The organism is Curtobacterium sp. PhB128 (assembly GCF_004340725.1).
GTDB lineage: Bacteria > Actinomycetota > Actinomycetes > Actinomycetales > Microbacteriaceae > Curtobacterium.
Window position 1 is genome coordinate 73,335 of the sequence record NZ_SLUR01000001.1, and the last position, 16,013, is coordinate 89,347.

General features: G+C 71.2%; 16 protein-coding genes. 14 read left to right on the top strand and 2 right to left on the bottom strand.

Annotated features, from left to right (window positions below; genetic code table 11):
* The first annotated feature begins 5 nt into the window (after positions 1–5).
* From EDF23_RS00350 to EDF23_RS00365, 4 genes are read left to right on the top strand one after another with little or no spacing between them, the layout of a single operon-like run.
* Complete coding sequence (locus EDF23_RS00350) at positions 6–395, top strand: YraN family protein (protein WP_123294793.1); 390 nt, start codon at positions 6–8, stop codon at positions 393–395.
* Positions 392–1,915 (top strand): YifB family Mg chelatase-like AAA ATPase, encoded by a 1,524-nt coding sequence (locus EDF23_RS00355; RefSeq protein ID WP_131919904.1) that lies wholly within the window; start codon positions 392–394, stop codon positions 1,913–1,915. Before EDF23_RS00350 ends, EDF23_RS00355 begins: the two co-directional genes overlap by 4 nt.
* Positions 1,912–3,159, top strand: a complete 1,248-nt coding sequence (gene dprA, locus EDF23_RS00360; protein WP_165900963.1) for a DNA-processing protein DprA — start codon at positions 1,912–1,914, stop codon at positions 3,157–3,159. The genes EDF23_RS00355 and dprA overlap by 4 nt, the downstream gene beginning before the upstream one ends.
* A gap of 25 nt (positions 3,160–3,184) precedes the next feature.
* The gene (locus EDF23_RS00365; protein WP_131919908.1) at positions 3,185–4,123 is read left to right on the top strand and encodes a tyrosine recombinase XerC; all 939 of its coding nucleotides are present in this window, start codon (positions 3,185–3,187) and stop codon (positions 4,121–4,123) included.
* A 180-nt stretch (positions 4,124–4,303) separates the two neighbouring features.
* Here EDF23_RS00365 and EDF23_RS00370 read toward each other — a convergent pair whose 3' ends face one another.
* A complete protein-coding gene (locus EDF23_RS00370) occupies positions 4,304–4,894 on the bottom strand; it encodes a M23 family metallopeptidase (protein ID WP_165900964.1) in 591 nt (196 codons plus the stop codon).
* 344 nt (positions 4,895–5,238) lie between these two features.
* Between EDF23_RS00370 and EDF23_RS00375 the strand changes: the two genes are divergently transcribed.
* From EDF23_RS00375 to EDF23_RS00420, 10 genes are all read left to right on the top strand, one after another.
* The gene (locus EDF23_RS00375; protein WP_243648762.1) at positions 5,239–6,681 is read left to right on the top strand and encodes a sugar porter family MFS transporter; all 1,443 of its coding nucleotides are present in this window, start codon (positions 5,239–5,241) and stop codon (positions 6,679–6,681) included.
* 312 nt (positions 6,682–6,993) lie between these two features.
* On the top strand, positions 6,994–7,920 hold the full coding sequence (rpsB, locus tag EDF23_RS00380; protein ID WP_111086086.1) for a 30S ribosomal protein S2: 927 nt from the start codon (positions 6,994–6,996) through the stop codon (positions 7,918–7,920).
* 82 nt (positions 7,921–8,002) lie between these two features.
* Entirely contained in the window at positions 8,003–8,830 is an 828-nt protein-coding gene (tsf, locus tag EDF23_RS00385; protein ID WP_111086087.1) for a translation elongation factor Ts, read from the top strand.
* A gap of 126 nt (positions 8,831–8,956) precedes the next feature.
* Positions 8,957–9,676, top strand: a complete 720-nt coding sequence (gene pyrH, locus EDF23_RS00390; protein WP_111086088.1) for a UMP kinase — start codon at positions 8,957–8,959, stop codon at positions 9,674–9,676.
* A gap of 47 nt (positions 9,677–9,723) precedes the next feature.
* Positions 9,724–10,278, top strand: a complete 555-nt coding sequence (gene frr, locus EDF23_RS00395; RefSeq protein ID WP_111086089.1) for a ribosome recycling factor — start codon at positions 9,724–9,726, stop codon at positions 10,276–10,278.
* A 65-nt stretch (positions 10,279–10,343) separates the two neighbouring features.
* The gene (locus EDF23_RS00400; RefSeq protein WP_131919913.1) at positions 10,344–11,288 is read left to right on the top strand and encodes a phosphatidate cytidylyltransferase; all 945 of its coding nucleotides are present in this window, start codon (positions 10,344–10,346) and stop codon (positions 11,286–11,288) included.
* Between the two features lie 90 nt (positions 11,289–11,378).
* A complete protein-coding gene (locus EDF23_RS00405; protein WP_111086090.1) occupies positions 11,379–11,927 on the top strand; it encodes a DivIVA domain-containing protein in 549 nt (182 codons plus the stop codon).
* A 60-nt stretch (positions 11,928–11,987) separates the two neighbouring features.
* A complete protein-coding gene (locus tag EDF23_RS19515) occupies positions 11,988–12,986 on the top strand; it encodes a lytic transglycosylase domain-containing protein (protein ID WP_243648763.1) in 999 nt (332 codons plus the stop codon).
* 12 nt (positions 12,987–12,998) lie between these two features.
* A complete protein-coding gene (locus tag EDF23_RS00415) occupies positions 12,999–13,301 on the top strand; it encodes a hypothetical protein (protein ID WP_243648764.1) in 303 nt (100 codons plus the stop codon).
* Positions 13,298–14,032 carry an alpha/beta family hydrolase gene (locus tag EDF23_RS00420; protein WP_131919916.1) on the top strand — a complete coding sequence of 245 codons (735 nt, stop codon included), beginning with the start codon at positions 13,298–13,300 and terminating at the stop codon, positions 14,030–14,032. Before EDF23_RS00415 ends, EDF23_RS00420 begins: the two co-directional genes overlap by 4 nt.
* A 91-nt stretch (positions 14,033–14,123) precedes the next feature.
* Here the strand turns inward: EDF23_RS00420 and EDF23_RS00425 are convergent, their stop codons facing one another.
* A complete protein-coding gene (locus tag EDF23_RS00425; RefSeq protein WP_131879802.1) occupies positions 14,124–15,962 on the bottom strand; it encodes a hypothetical protein in 1,839 nt (612 codons plus the stop codon).
* Positions 15,963–16,013: the final 51 nt, after the last annotated feature.

Below are 16,013 nucleotides of genomic sequence, written 5' to 3' on the forward strand. Positions count from 1 at the left end.
ATGACATGGAACAGAAGCTGCACGATCGCCCTGGACGAACACTCCGGAACGGCCGCCTGGGGCGGTTCGGCGAGGACCAGGCCGTGGCGTGGTTGCACGAACGGGGTTTCCGGGTCCTCGAGCGGAATTGGCGGTGCGCCCGGGGCGAGATCGACATCGTCGCGTGGGATTCCTGCACACTCGCGTTCATCGAGGTGAAGACGCGATCCGGTACGACGACGGGGCATCCGTTCGAGGCGATCACGGCGACGAAGCTCACGCGGATGCGACGACTCGTGGCCGAGTGGTTCGACGCCCATCCGGAGGTGTCGGCACGCGCTATCCGCATCGACGTGGTCGCGGTCCACGTCGACGGCCCGCGGACGGCCGTGCAACACGTGGCGGGTGTGTTGTGACGGGCATCGGCCGTGCTGCGGCCGTCGCCCTGCTCGGCGTGACCGGGCGCCGGATCGAGGTCGAGGCCCACCTGACCAGCCAGCTGCCCGCCTTCAGCATCATCGGACTGCCGGACACTTCGCTCGGCGAGGCGCGCGAGCGAGTCCGTGCCGCCGCTGCGAACGCCGGGTGTCCGTTGCCGGCTCGTCGGATCACGGTGAACCTCACGCCCGCGGCGATCCCGAAACGGGGTTCCGGGTTCGACCTGGCGATCGCGATGGCCGTGCTCGCCGGCGCCGGACTCGCACCCGACGTCAGTGAGCGGATCGTCTACATCGGGGAGCTCGGTCTGGACGGTCGGGTCCGACCGGTCGCCGGAGTCATCCCGATGTTGCTCGCCGCCCGCGACGCCGGGGCCGACCGAGTCGTGCTGCCGATCGGCAACCTGCCCGAGGCCCGCGTGGTCGACGGCGTGCGCACCACCGGGGTCGACTCACTCCGTGCGGCTGCGATCGACGCCGGCGCGCTGCTGCCGCCGGTCGAGGTCGACGCGGTGCTGCCGGTGCCGGTGCCCTCGGTCCAACGCCCGGTGGCCGAACTGGCGGATGTCGTCGGGAACCCGATCGGGGTGCGCGCCGTCGTCGCCGCGGCGGCCGGTGGGCACCATGCGCTCCTGCTCGGTCCACCCGGTGCCGGCAAGACGATGCTCGCGGAGCGCCTGCCCGGGCTCCTGCCCGACCTCGACGACGCGACCGCGCTCGAGGTCGCCGCCGTCCGGTCCGTCGCCGGACTCGGGCCGGCGTCGTGGAGCACGAAGCCCCCGTGGGAGGCCCCGCACCACTCCGCGTCGGCGATCTCCCTGATCGGCGGCGGCTCCGGTGTGCTGCGACCCGGAGCAGTGTCGCGGGCGACCGGCGGCATCCTGTTCCTCGACGAAGCACCGGAGTTCCCCCGTGCGGTGCTCGACGCGCTCCGTCAGCCGCTCGAGTCCGGTCGGATCACCATCCACCGGGCTGCGGGCGCCGCCGAGTTCCCGGCGCGGTGCCAGGTCGTGCTCGCTGCCAATCCCTGCCCGTGCGGCAACGCCGGCGGAGCGCACGGCCAACCGTGTGAGTGTCCGCCGAGTGCGGTTCGGCGCTACCTCGGGCGGATGTCCGGACCGCTGCTCGACCGGATGGACATCCGGGTGCTCGTGCCCCGCGTGACGACCGGGAAGATGCGTGGTGCCGACGGGAGCACGCCGACGACGGCCGAGGCCCGCGCCGGCGTCGCCGCGGCCCGCGCTCGGATGGCGGAACGCCTCCGGGACACCGGGTGGACGAAGAACGCCGAGGTCACCGGAGCCTGGCTGCGGGCGGACGGTCGGATCGAACCCGGTTCGACCACCGAGCTCGACCGGGCGCTCGACCTCGGCACCCTGACCATGCGGGGATGGGACCGGGTGATGCGGCTCGCGTGGACCCTCGCCGACCTCGAAGCGGTCGACCGTCCGAGCAGAGCACACGTCCGGGGTGCTCTTGCCCTGCGGAGCGCACTGTGAGCGGCGTGGGGCCCGGCCACGGCAGCGAACTGCTCGCCGGGATCCGTCGGGTCCTCGGGACTGACGGGGCGTCGGACCCGGTCCAGACCGCCGCTCGGGTCGCGTGGTCCGTGATCGTGGAGCCGGGGGACTCCGTCGCCGGTGAGCTCATGGCGGCCCTCGGGTCGGAGCGCGCCCTCGGCTCGGTCCTGCTGGCAGCCGACGGTGCGTTCGAGGATCTGCTCGACGGGTGTGTGGAGGCCGGCGTACCCGGTGCGGAGGATCCCGATGCGTTCGCCGGTGTCCTGCACACGGCCATCGACCGGTGGCGACCGCGCTTGGTCCGGTCCGACGTGGCCGACGTCGTCGCCTCGGCCGAAGCCGTCGGGGCACGACTGCTCGTGCCCGGGTCCGCTGGGTGGCCGACGGCGATCGACGACCTCGGCCCCCACGCACCACTCGTGCTCTGGACGCGCAGCGCCACGGCGGGTGTCGGCGACGGGGCACCCGCCCTGGCCGTGGTCGGGTCGCGGGCGAACACCATCGCCGGGGCCGAAGCAGCCGCCGAGATCACCTCGTCCGCCGCGGACGCCGGCTGCACGATCGTCAGCGGCGGCGCCTACGGGATCGACGCGGTCGCACACCGGGTGGCGATCGCCGCAGGGGCCCCGACGATCGCGGTCCTGGCCGGGGGGATCGACCAGCTCTACCCCGCCGGCAACGTCCAGCTGCTCCACAACGTCGCTCGGCAGGGCGCCCTGGTGGCGGAGTCGGCGCCGGGGACCCGCCCGACCCGGTGGCGTTTCCTTGCCCGGAACCGGTTGATCGCCGCCCTCGCCGATGCCGCTGTCGTCGTGGAGGCCGGTGCGCGGTCCGGTGCGCTCAACACCGCACACCACGCCGGGCAGCTCGGTCGCCCGGTGTTCGCCGTCCCGGGAGCGTTCGCGTCCTCGGCGTCGGTCGGGTGCCACCGGCTCGTGGCGCAGGGCCGGGCGCAGCTCGTCGTGCACCCGGGGGACCCGGTCGCCGCGATGCGTCCCGTGGCCGCATCCGTTGCGACCGCGGCGGCGGACGAACCCCTCGTGTCGGTCCAGCGCGATCCCGAGGTCGTCCGGGTCCTCGACGCGCTCGGCCGTCGTGCCCTGCCAGAGGCCGAGATCGCTCGACGGTCCGGGCTGTCCGGAGCTGCGGTGGCGGACGCTCTCGCGCTCGCGCAGTTGCAGGGGCTCGTCGCGCACAGCAGCGGCGGGTGGGGCCGCGCATGACGTCGGCCAGCCGTACCCTGACGACGTGGCGGATCGAGCAGAGCAGAAGGAAGAGCGACTCGTGGCAGCGGTCGACTCGTTCCTCGGGCACGCTCGACACGCCAGGGGGCTCAGCGAGCAGACGCTCCGCGCGTACGCGAACGACCTCGAGCAGTTCGTCGGGTTCGCCGCGCAACGCGGCGTCGTCGGCATCGACGGGGTCGACCTCGAACTCCTCCGTGACTGGTTGTGGGAAGCCGACCAGCGGGGGCTCGCACGGTCGACGATCGCCCGCCGGTCGTCGTCGGTGCGGGCGTTCACCCGGTGGGCGAGCGAGACCGGGGTGACCGCGACGGACGCTGGTGTGCGGCTCCGTGCACCGAAGGGCGGCTCGCACCTGCCGCGGGTGGTGTCGGCCGACCAGGTCCGTTGGTTGCTCGACGGCCTCGCGGCCCGTGCAGCGACCGACGATCCCGGTGCGCTGCGGGACCTCGCGCTCGTGGAGCTGCTGTACGCCGCGGCCATCCGGGTGAGCGAGCTCGTCGGCATCGACGTCGCCGACGTCGATCGCGGGCGGCTCACGGTCCGCGTGCTCGGGAAGGGCGGGAAGGAGCGGGTCGTGCCGTTCGGCGTCCCGGCCCGTGACGCACTCGAGGCGTGGACGTCGCGAGGGCGTCCGCCCTTCGCGGCGCGGGCCGACGCGCCGAGCACGGCACTGTTCCTCGGCGACCAGGGTGGCCGGCTCGGGGTGCGCAGTGCGTACCGCGTGGTGGCTCGGCTGCTCGGGGACCTTCCCGGCGAAGGGCCGAGCGGACCGCACACCTTCCGGCACACCGCGGCGACGCACCTGCTCGACGGGGGAGCGGACCTGCGGGCGGTCCAGGAACTGCTCGGGCACGCGAGCCTCGGGACGACGCAGATCTACACGCACGTGTCCTCGGCACGGCTGCGCGAGGTCTACCGGACGGCCCACCCGCGCGCCTGACGGCGCGACCGCCGGACCGCCGCCGCTCCCTCGTGATCGCCGGATCGGCGCCGATCGACCGTCGGACCGGCGCCGCGCACTCGTGCGGCTGCGCGGCATCGGAACGTTGGAACGGCGCGACCGTGCGACCGTGACGTCGCACGTCGAAGTTGCACGTCGTACGTCGCCCGTCGCGGTCGCTCACCCCGGCCAGGCGGACTCCGGCAACAGCACGGGCCACTCGGCCGCGGGAAGGTACGACGTCGGGTCCACGTAGCGGCCGTCGACCCGCGCGCCGAGGTGCAGACACGGTGCCGAGGCCGGGCAGTGCCCCACGGACACCCGGCCGACCGGATCACCCTGTCGCACGTGGTCCCCGGCAGCGACGAGCGGCTGCACTGAGTCGAGGGTGCTGACGAGCCCGCCGCCGTGGTCGACCGTCACGACGCTCCTGCCGCCAACGGGTCCGGCGAACGCCACCGTGCCGTCGTCGACCGCCGCCGCAGTCGTGCCGAGCGGTGCCGGGACGTCGAGCCCGCGGTGACCGGCGGCGTAGTCGTCGGACGGTGGCTCCCACCCGCGCTCGACCACCCGCGTGCCGGTCGGCCAGACCCACGGTTCGGCAGCACGAGTCGCCGCCGTGCCATACCGGTGGTCGCGCAGGTCCTCCGGCGCGGGCACGGGTGCGGGCAACGACGCGGTGGCCGTCCAGAACGCCCCGAGCATCCCGATCACCACCACCATCGCGGCGACCGGAGGGAGCCGAGTGCCGGAGCCGGGGAACAGGAGCATGCCGTCACTCTGTCCGCCACGGACCGGCCACACGACCGAGGTGAGGCGGTCCGTGGAGGGTGGGGCGGGCCTCCCGGCCTGTGGAGGGACGACGCGACCGCAACGAACGACGTCCTCGATGTCGCACGACATCGACGGTGTCGTTCCGAGTCGAGGCGACACCCTCCCCGACCCGACCCGACCGCCCCGCCCGCGCCGACACCCGCACCCGGTTATGACCACATCCACCACGAGGAGTACAGTCGGGGCCGCTCCGGACCACGCAACGCCGCACGGACGGCGAACGAGCCGACCGCCGGGGCACCGTGCCCACAGCAGCACGGCCGGCAGAACCCAGGAGCATCGTGTCCAACACAGCCACCGGGCACGGCGAGGACCGTGCGTTCAAGGGGAAGGTCACCGCGTTCGCCATCGCAGCAGCGGTGGGCGGTTTCCTCTTCGGCTTCGACTCGTCGGTCATCAACGGCGCCGTCGAGGCCATCAAGGGCGAGTTCGGCCTGTCCGAGGCGGCGAGCGGCTTCGCCGTCGCGTCCGCGCTCATCGGCTGTGCGTTCGGCGCCTACTTCGCTGGTCGACTCGCTGACCGCTGGGGTCGCACCCGGGTGATGTTCTGGGCCGCGGTGCTGTTCCTGGTGAGCTCGATCGGCTCGGGCTTCGCGTTCGCCACGTGGGACTTCGTCCTGTGGCGTCTCGTCGGCGGCCTCGGCATCGGTACGGCCTCGGTGATCGCGCCGGCGTACATCTCCGAGGTCTCGCCGAAGGCGATCCGCGGGCGCCTGGCCTCGTTCCAGCAGCTCGCGATCACGCTCGGTATCTTCGCCGCGCTGCTCTCCGACCAGTTCTTCGCCGTCACCGCCGGTGGCGCCTCCGAGGTCGTCCTCGGCCTCCCGGCCTGGCGCTGGATGTTCCTGGTCGGCGTGATCCCGTCGGTGGTCTACGGCATCCTGGCGATCACGCTGCCGGAGTCGCCGCGGTACCTGCTCGCCAAGGGGCGGACGGAGGACGCCCGTGCGGTCATGACGAAGATCGTCCCGCGCGACACGGTGAACACGAGCCTGGAGGAGATCCAGGACGGCATCAAGAAGGAAGCCAACGAGAAGAAGGGCTCCATCCGGGGCAACCGCTTCGGCCTGCAGCCCATCGTCTGGGTCGGCATCATCCTGGCCGTGCTGCAGCAGTTCGTCGGCATCAACGTGATCTTCTACTACTCGACGACGCTCTGGCAGGCCGTCGGGTTCAAGGAGAGCGACTCGTTCCTCATCTCGACGATCACCTCGGTGGTCAACGTCGCCGTGACCTTCATCGCGATCTTCCTGGTCGACAAGATCGGTCGGAAGCCGCTGCTCGTCACCGGTTCCGCCGGCATGTTCGTGTCGCTGGCGATGGTCGCGATCGCGTTCTCGCAGTCGACGATCGTGGACGGCAACCCGAGCCTGCCCGGCGCGTGGGGCGTCATCGCCCTCATCTTCGCGAACCTGTTCGTCGTGTCGTTCGGCGCGACGTGGGGTCCGCTCATGTGGGTGCTGCTCGGCGAGATGTTCCCGAACCGCATCCGCGCCACGGCGCTCGGCATCGGCTCGGCCGCCAACTGGGTGGCGAACTTCATCGTCACGATCACCTTCCCGGTGCTGTCCGGCTTCAACCTGACGGTCACGTACGGCATCTACGCGCTGTTCGCGCTGATCTCGTTCTTCTTCGTCATCGCGAAGATCCCGGAGACCAAGGGTCGCTCGCTCGAGGAGATGGGCATCTCCGCCGAGGGCGACACGGTGAACGCGAAGGCGTGATCAGTCGCGTCTGAGACACCCAGAACACCGGACAGGAGGCCCGGATCACGTCAGCCGGTCGGCGCGCGTGATCCGGGCCTCCTGTCTGCTAGCATTTCTCCAGCAGTGCGCTGATGCGCGCTGACTTCGCGTGTCCACAGGGTCGTCAACGGTTCGCCGTCTCCGACCCGGCACCCGACCACCGGTCCCGCTCTCACGAGCGGGCGGTCGCGTGCCAGGACACCAGGGATCACGACCTCCGGTCGTGCTCGACACAACCGCAACAGGGGCACAGCACAGCTGCGCTCCGAGAACACAGAAGGAGGACGGCACATGGCCGTCGTCACCATCCGCCAGCTGCTCGACAGCGGCGTCCACTTCGGACACCAGACCCGTCGGTGGAACCCGAAGGTGAAGCGCTTCATCCTCGCCGAGCGCTCGGGCATCCACATCATCGACCTGCAGCAGTCGCTGGCCTTCATCGACCGCGCGTACGACTTCGTCAAGGAGACGGTCGCGCACGGTGGCACGATCCTCTTCGTGGGCACCAAGAAGCAGGCGCAGGGCTCCATCGCCGAGCAGGCGACCCGCGTCGGCCAGCCGTACGTCAACCAGCGTTGGCTCGGCGGTCTGCTCACGAACTTCCAGACGGTCTCCAAGCGCCTCGCGCGCATGAAGGAGCTCGAGGAGATCGACTTCGACGACACGACGAAGGGCTTCACCAAGAAGGAGCTCCTCATCAAGAAGCGCGAGCTGGACAAGCTCCACAAGACCCTCGGTGGTATCCGCAACCTCACGCGGACCCCGAGCGCGCTCTGGATCGTCGACACCAAGAAGGAGCACCTCGCCGTCGACGAGGCGCAGAAGCTCGGTATCCCGATCATCGGCATCCTCGACACCAACTGCGACCCCGACGAGATCACGTACCCGATCCCGGGCAACGACGACGCGATCCGCTCCGTCGGTCTCCTCACCCGCATCGTCGCCGACGCCGCGGCCGAGGGCCTGAAGACCCGCCACAACGGTGGCGACGACGAAGAGGCCGCAGAGCCCCTCGCCGAGTGGGAGCAGGAGCTCCTCGGTGGCGACGCCGCGACGCCGTCCGCCGACGCCGCTCCCGAGGGTGCGACCGTCGAGGAGAACAACGCTGACGCGCAGGTCGCCGCGAAGGAGATCGGCGAGCCGATCGCCGACGACGCGAAGAACGCGGAGCCGACGGCCGAGGCCGAGGCAGCCGCGGAGACCACCCCCGCCGAGTGACCTGTCGCAGGCGCCGGACCCGATCGGGTCCGGCGCCTGCGTCACCACTCTCCACACACGTACCGTCCAGAAAGGACAGTCAATGGCAAACTTCACCGCTGCTGACGTGAAGAAGCTCCGCGAGGACCTCGGCGCCGGCATGATGGACGCGAAGAACGCGCTCGTCGAGGCCGACGGCGACTACGACAAGGCCGTCGAGCTGCTCCGCATCAAGGGTGCGAAGGCCGTCGCCAAGCGCGACGACCGTGCCACCTCCGAGGGCGTCGTCGTCGCGAGCTCCGAGAACGGCGCCGCCACGGTCGTCGAGCTCGCGAGCGAGACCGACTTCGTCGCGAAGAACGAGAAGTTCACGACGCTGGCCGACAAGGTGCTCGGGGCCGTCGCGGCCGCCGGTGCAGCTGACGTCGCCGCCGCGAACGCCGCCCCCGTCGACGGCAAGACCGTTCTCGAGGTCGTCAACGAGTCGGCCGCCGCACTGGGCGAGAAGCTCGAGGTCCGCACGGTCCGCCGTGTCGAGGGCTCGGCCTTCGAGATCTACCTGCACAAGACCAGCCAGGACCTGCCGCCGCAGATCGCCGTCGTCATCGCGTACGAGGGTGACAACGCTGCCGAGGCCCGCTCGATCGCCCAGCACGTCGCGTTCGCGAACCCGACGTACCTGACCCGCGACGAGGTCCCGGCCGACGAGATCGCCAAGGAGCGTGCGACCGTCGAGGCGATCACGCGCGAGGAGGGCAAGCCCGAGGCTGCGCTCCCGAAGATCGTCGAGGGTCGGGTGAACGCCTACATCAAGCAGGTGTCGCTCCTCGACCAGGACTACGCGAAGGACAACAAGATCTCCGTCGCGAAGGCCGCCGAGAACGCCGGCATCACGATCCAGGGCTTCGCCCGCGTCAAGGTCGGCGCGTAACGAACCCGTGACGGGGTCAGGAACCAACCAGGTTCCTGGCCCCGTTTTTCGCGCCTCCGGGCGCGACACACACGCGACACATCCGCGAGTACATTTCCACGAGACCACGACGAAGGGTGCGATCAGATGACCGACGAGAAGACCGGACGACGCCGCGTACTGCTGAAGCTGTCGGGAGAGGCCTTCGGGGCCGGATCGCTCGGCGTGAACCCCGACGTGATCGGGGCCATCGCCAAGGAGATCGCCGTCGCCGCGCGCGAGGTCGAGATCGCGATCGTCGTCGGCGGGGGCAACTTCTTCCGCGGCGCCGAGCTCTCGCAGCGCGGGATGGACCGCGGCCGTGCCGACTACATGGGCATGCTCGGCACCGTGATGAACGCGCTCGCCCTGCAGGACTTCCTCGAGCAGGCCGGGGCCGCCACGCGCGTGCAGTCGGCCATCGCGATGACCCAGGTCGCCGAGCCGTACATCCCGCGGCGCGCCGAGCGGCACCTCGAGAAGGGCCGCGTCGTCATCTTCGGCGCCGGCGCCGGTCTGCCGTACTTCTCGACCGACACGGTGGCCGCGCAGCGAGCACTCGAGATCAAGGCCGACGAGGTCCTCGTCGCCAAGAACGGTGTCGACGGCGTGTACACGGCGGACCCGAAGAAGGACGCCACGGCCGAGAAGCTGCACCACGTGACCTACCAGGACGCACTCCTGAAGGGCCTGAAGGTCGTCGACGCCACGGCGTTCTCGCTCTGCATGGACAACGGCATGCCGATGCACGTCTTCGGCATGGAGGGCGACGGCAACGTCCAGGCCGCCATCCGTGGCGAGCGCATCGGCACCGTGGTCAGCAACTGACCCGCACCGCTGACTAGACTCGACGCCAGTACCGAAGGAGTAACACCGTGATCAGTGATGTCCTGACCGAAGCCACCGAGAAGATGGCGAAGGCTGTCGAGGTCGCCAAGGACGACTTCTCGACCGTCCGCACCGGCCGCATCAACGCGGCGCTCTTCCAGAAGATCCCGGTCGAGTACTACGGCACGCCGACGCCGCTCGCGCAGCTCGCGTCGCTGCAGACGCCCGAGGCCCGCACGCTCATCGTGACGCCGTACGACAAGACGGCGCTCAAGGAGATCGAGCGCGCCATCGCGACGTTCCCCAACCTCGGCGCCAGCCCGACGAACGACGGCGACATCGTCCGCGTGACGATCCCGGAGCTCACCAAGGACCGCCGCAAGGAGTTCGTCAAGCTCGTGCGGACGAAGGGCGAGGACCACAAGGTCGTCATCCGGAACATCCGCCGCAAGGCCAAGGACGACCTCGACGCACTCAAGGGTGAGATCTCGGACGACGAGATCTCGCGCGGTGACAAGGACCTCGAGGCCCTGACGAAGAAGCACGTCGACCAGATCGACGAGTCGCTGAAGAAGAAGGAAGCCGAACTCCTCGAGGTCTGATGCGCCGCCCGGACCAGGGCGGTGAACGCCCCACAGCAGAGCACGGACCCGACCACACCGGGCCCGTGAAGAAGGGGCTCCGCCAGGACTTCGATGCGCGTGCCCGAGCGGCCCGCACCGACTTCGAGGCGCAGCTCCGGCAGCGCAAGGCCGACTTCGGTGCGCGCAACGAGGCCCTGACGGCGCGCACCGGGCGCAACCTGCCGGCGGCGATCGGCATCGCGCTCGCGTTCGCCGTGGTCATGCTCGGCACGCTCCTCATCTGGCCGCCGTCGTTCATGGTCGTGGCGGCGTTCCTGCTCGGCGTGGGCGTCTACGAGCTCACGAGCGCCATGCGCTTCGCCGGCCGGGACGTCCCGCGGATCCCGAGCGTCGCCGTCGCGATCGCGATCGTGCCGGCGGCGTTCCTGCTCGGGCAGGTCGCGGCACTCTTCACGCTGCTCGGTGGCATCGTCCTGATCAGCCTCTGGCGTCTGGTCGAGGTCGCGCTCTCGCGGCAGAAGCCGTCGGCCGGCGACGTGTTTCGCGACGTCACGAACGGCCTGTTCGTGCAGGCGTACATCTCGCTGCTCGGCGCCTGTGTCGTCCTGCTCTCCGCGCAGTCAGAGGGCAACCTGTGGGTGATCGGCTTCATCCTGGTCGTCGTCGCTGTCGACACCGGTGCCTACGCCACCGGGTTGAACCTCGGCAAGCACCCGATGGCGCCGCGGATCAGCCCGAAGAAGACGTGGGAGGGCTTCGCCGGATCGGTCGCCGCGAGCATCATCGTCGGCATCCTGGTCGCCTGGCTCATGCTCGGCCTGCCGTGGTGGACCGGCGTCGTGCTCGGCGTGCTGATCTCCGGGTCCGCGACCCTGGGCGACCTCACCGAGTCGATGATCAAGCGCGACCTCGGCATCAAGGACATCTCGTCCTTCCTGCCCGGGCACGGCGGACTGCTCGACCGCATCGACAGCATCCTGCCGTCGGCCGCCGTCGCCTACGTGCTGTACCTGATCGTCAACCACTGACCGACCTCGATCGACCTCGTCGGGCCACCCTGAGCGCTGCCCTCAGCGCGTCCAGGTTGTGCCACGGGTCGGGACTGGCAGAATGACGCCGTGGCCACCACCTTCCCGACCGCAGCCCGCTCCGCCCTCGGATACGACGTCGACGAAGTCGAGCGTTTCCTCGAGGACGCCCGTCGTGCGTACTCCGCCGACGACAGCGCCCCCGGCATCGAGGCTGCGAAGATCCGCGCCACCGCGTTCTCGATGCGCAAGGGCGGCTACTCCACCTCGCACGTCGACGCAGCGCTGGAGCGCCTCGAGGACGCCTTCGCGGCCAGGGAGCGCGAGCGGGAGATCGGCGACGCCGGGCAGAAGGCCTGGTACGCCGAAGCCCGCACGAAGGCCTCCGACGTCGTGGCCCGCCTCGAGCGCCCGGACGGACAGCGGTTCAACCGGGTGAGCGTGCTCGGCACCGGCTACCACCCGAAGGACGTCGACGCGTTCGCGGCCCGCCTCGGTGGCTACTTCCGCGAGGGCAAGCCGCTGAGCCTCACCGAGGTGCGGTCGATCGTGTTCCGCCCGAAGCACGGCGGCTACCGCGAGGGCCAGGTGGACGCGCTGCTCGACGCCGTCGTCGAGGTCATGCTCGCCGTCCGCTGACGACGCGCTGCACCCAGGTGCTTCGCTTTCCGTGATCGTTCCGTTACCCTGGTCCTACTCATGGGCAGGCACACGGCAGACCACAGCTCCGACCGCGATCCCCGCGAGCACCTCAGCCTTCAGGCTTCGGGTGAGCGCCGCGCGGCACTGAACCGAACCCGTACGGCGGACACCTCGGTGCTCCAGGCGAACCCGCAGGTCCTGCCGGAGACCGGTCCCGTCGCGACGCCGAAGTCCGTCGCAGCGAACCGCGTGTCCGACGAACGCATCGCCGCGTTCGCGCACGAGGCCCCCGCGGCCCGGGTGGACCCGCGTGCCGCGAAGCAGCAGAACGCGTCGGCGGTCCAGCGCACCGCGACGGCGCAGCAGCCGAGCCGTGGCGCAGCCGCCGCGGTCAACGCCTTCGCACGGAAGCGTTCCTCGGTTCCGGCGTTCTCGTTCGTCGGGGTCTTCCTCTTCGTCGGGGCGTCGCTCTTCAACCCGCTCCAGGCCGACGTCGCGCAGGCCGCGGTCGACACCCCGGTGCTCGTGAAGACGCCGCAGGCCCCGCAGCAGTACACCGCGCACGGCACCTACGGCGACGCCGCTGCCGACCGTGACGGGTACGGCGTGACCGTGCCGGCGCCCAAGGTCGTCAAGCCCGTCGTCGAGGAAGAAGCCGACGACGCCACCACCGACGACACGACCGACGCCGCCGCGACCGAGACCGAGAGCGTCTCCGCCGCGAACACGCTGGCCGCCGTGGCCGCGACGCCCGACGCGGGCAGCGCACAGGCCATCGCCCTGCAGCTCGTCACGGCCCGGGGTTGGGGCACCGACCAGTACAACTGCCTCGTCTCGCTGTGGAACAAGGAGTCCGGCTGGCGGGTGAACGCCTACAACCCCAGCGGTGCGTACGGCATCCCGCAGGCGCTCCCGGGCAGCAAGATGGCGACCGCCGGTGCCGACTGGCAGACGAACCCCGCGACGCAGATCACGTGGGGTCTCAACTACATCGCCGGTGTCTACGGCACGCCCTGCGGCGCCTGGGGCCACAGCCAGGCGAACAACTGGTACTGATCGGCAGTTGGGGTGCCGCGCAGCAACCGGCCGCGGCGTCCCCGTGGTCGCGACGTCGAGCCTGACGAGGACACCGGCCTCGATCGGCTGATGAGCTCGTGGAAGCGCACCGAGGTGCGTCGCGGGCGGGAGTACGTCGTCCAGCCCGTCTCCGCGGCGTCGGCGCAGAAGGAGTACGTCTGCCCCGGGTGCGGCGGTACGGTCCTGCCCGGTACCGCACACGTGGTGGTCTGGCGTTCCGACGGGGTCCTCGGCGACGCTGCTGACCTGGCATCACGCCGACACTGGCACAACCACTGCTGGAGCATCGCATGACCGACGACGGCGAGATCCGCTCCGCCACGCAGCTGCCCGCTCGGCGCACCGACGTCGAGCTCGTCACCGACGACCACCTCACCCTGGTCGGGGAACTCGCCGAACCGGAGTCGCGCCCGGCACGGGGCACCGTCGTGACACTGCACCCGCTGCCGACCGCGCACGGCTTCATGGACTCGCACGTGCTCAAGAAGGCCGCCGCACGTCTGCCGGCCCTGGCGGACATCGCGGTCCTGCGCTTCAACTTCCGGTCGGTGACGTCACCACGCGGCACGTCCGAGGGCGTGTTCGGCGAGGGTGTCTCCGAGGGCTTCGACCTGCGCGCCGCCGTCGCCGAGGTGGTCGACCGTGGTCTGCCGACGCCGTGGTTGGTGGGCTGGTCCTTCGGTACCGAGGTGATCCTCAAGCACGCACTGGAACACGTCGAGGCCGGCACCGTGGCGGGCGTGGTCCTGCTCTCGCCGCCGCTGCACCGCACCACGGAGGACGAGCTCGTGCGCTGGGCAGCCGTGGACGTCCCGGTGGTGGCCCTGGTGCCCGAGCACGACGACTTCCTGCAGCCCGACGAAGCGATCGCCCGGTTCGCCGTCGCCCCGAACGTCCGGGTCGTCCCGATCGAGGGCGCGAAGCACCTGTGGGTGGGGGAGCGCTACGTCCGGATCGTCCTCGACGCCGTCGCCGACCTCGTCGTGCCGGGCAGCGCGCCGCTGCCGACGCACTGGCCGGTCTGACGGCACTCGCCGGTCTGACGCACGGTGCGTGCCCACCTCGGTGCGGTGGGCCGACCGGGAGGCGCGACCCGCGCCTCCTGGTCGGCTCGCGTCAGCGTTCGGTCGCGTCCACTGCGTCGTCGGCCGCTCCGGGCGCGGTACCGGGTGCGGTCCCCAGCAGGCCGGTCGCGTGCGTGAGCACGCCGCGCAGGTTCTCCAGGTAGCCCGCCACGGCCTCGCGCTCGGTGCGGATCGCCGACAGTCGGTCCTCGGCCTCGGCGGTGATGGCAGCCGTGCGCTCCTCGGCATCGGAGACCATGCGGTGCACGCGGTCCTGGGCATCGGCGACGATGGTGCGGGCGTGCTCCTGCGCGTCGGCGGTGCTGGTGCGCTCGAGGTCGTCGGCTTCCTGCTGGAGCCGCTCGGCGCGCTCGCGGGCCTCGGTGGCACGGCGCGTGGCCTCGGCGAGCTGCAGGTTCGCCTCGTCGAGGTACTTCTGCGTCTCGGTGACGGTCTCGTGGTGCTTCTGCAGGTAGTCCTGCTCGGCGTCGTCCCGGCGTGAGGCGAGCTCGGACTCGAGCGTCGTCCGGGCCTCGTCACGCTCGCGGGCGACCTCGGCACGGGCCTCGTCACGTTCCTTCGCCAGGTCGGCGCGGGCGGTGTCGATCTCCTGACGGAGGGCGGTGCGCTCGGACTCGAGGGTGTCGAGTTCGGCGGAGCGGCGGTCGGCGATCTCGGTGTCGACCTCGGCGTGCTCGCGCTCGCGGCGGGCGGCGAGCGCGTTCTCGTGCTCGCGGTCTGCGCGTTCGGCGGCGGCGTCGGCCTCGGCGCGCTCCCGCTCGATGCGGGTGTCGTGCTCCTCGAGCTCGCGTGCGATGCGGTCGGCGGTCTCCTGCACGAGGCGCTCGTTCTCGACGCGCGTCTGTTCCTCGTCGACGCGCAGCTGCGCACGCGACGCTTCGGCCTCCTGTGCCAGGGCGGTGCGCGCCGAGGCGAGCTCCCGGTCCCACTCGGCACGGGCTGCGGCGAGTTCCTCGTCCACGACACGGCGGCGGTCGGCGAACTCGCCGTCGATCTCGGCGCGACGTCGGTCGACCTCGGCCTGCAGCTCGGCGCGGCCGGTCTCGATCGCCAGGGCGTGGGCCTGCTGCTGCTCGTCGCGCTCCCGGTGCCACGCAGCACGCCCCTCGGCGACCTCGCGCTCGAGCGCCTGACGGCGGGTGGACTCCTCGTGGTCGAGGTCCTCGACCCGGCGGGCGTGGTCGGCCTCGAACACCGAGCGGCGGTGCTCGGTCTCGCGGTCGAGGTCGGCCGCGGCGGTGCGGGAGTCGGCCGACTCGCGCAGGGCGATCTCGCGCAGCTCGGCGACCTCGTGCTCGACCTGGGCGCGCAGGGCGTTCGTCTCACGGATGGCGACGGAGCGGACCTCGGCGGCCTCGGTCACCGCGGCACCCCGGATGGCCGCGGCCTCGTTGCGGGCGTCCTGGGTCAGCAGGCCGGCTTCGGCACGGGCACGCTCGACGGTGTCGGCGGCCTCGGCACGAGCACGGGTGAGTTCGTTGGTGGAGCGGGTGCGCGCGTCCTCGAGGGTGTCGCGGGCTTCTTCCTGTGCCTCGCGCACGGTGCGGTCGGCCTCGGCCCGGCTCGACGCCCGCAGGCGCTGTGCGTCGATGTCCGCTTGGCTGATGAGACGGGTGGACTGCTCCTCCGCCACGCGCAGGGTCGACTCGAGACGTGTGCCCAGGCCGCTGTAGGTGGGGGTGCCGGCCTCGTCGAGTTCGCCCTGGAGCTCGGAGACGCGGGACTGCAGGAGACGGATCTCCTTCGCGGCGTCGGCACGGTCGGTGTTCGACTTGATGAGCTCACGGCGCAGGTCGTTCAGTGAGCGGTCGACGTCGTCGCGGCGGTACCCGCGCAGCTCGGTCCCGAACTCTGCCTCGTCGTTCGCCACGTGTCGCTCCTGGGTGCTCGGCGGAGGGCCCGATCCGGCCCGCGGTCGATT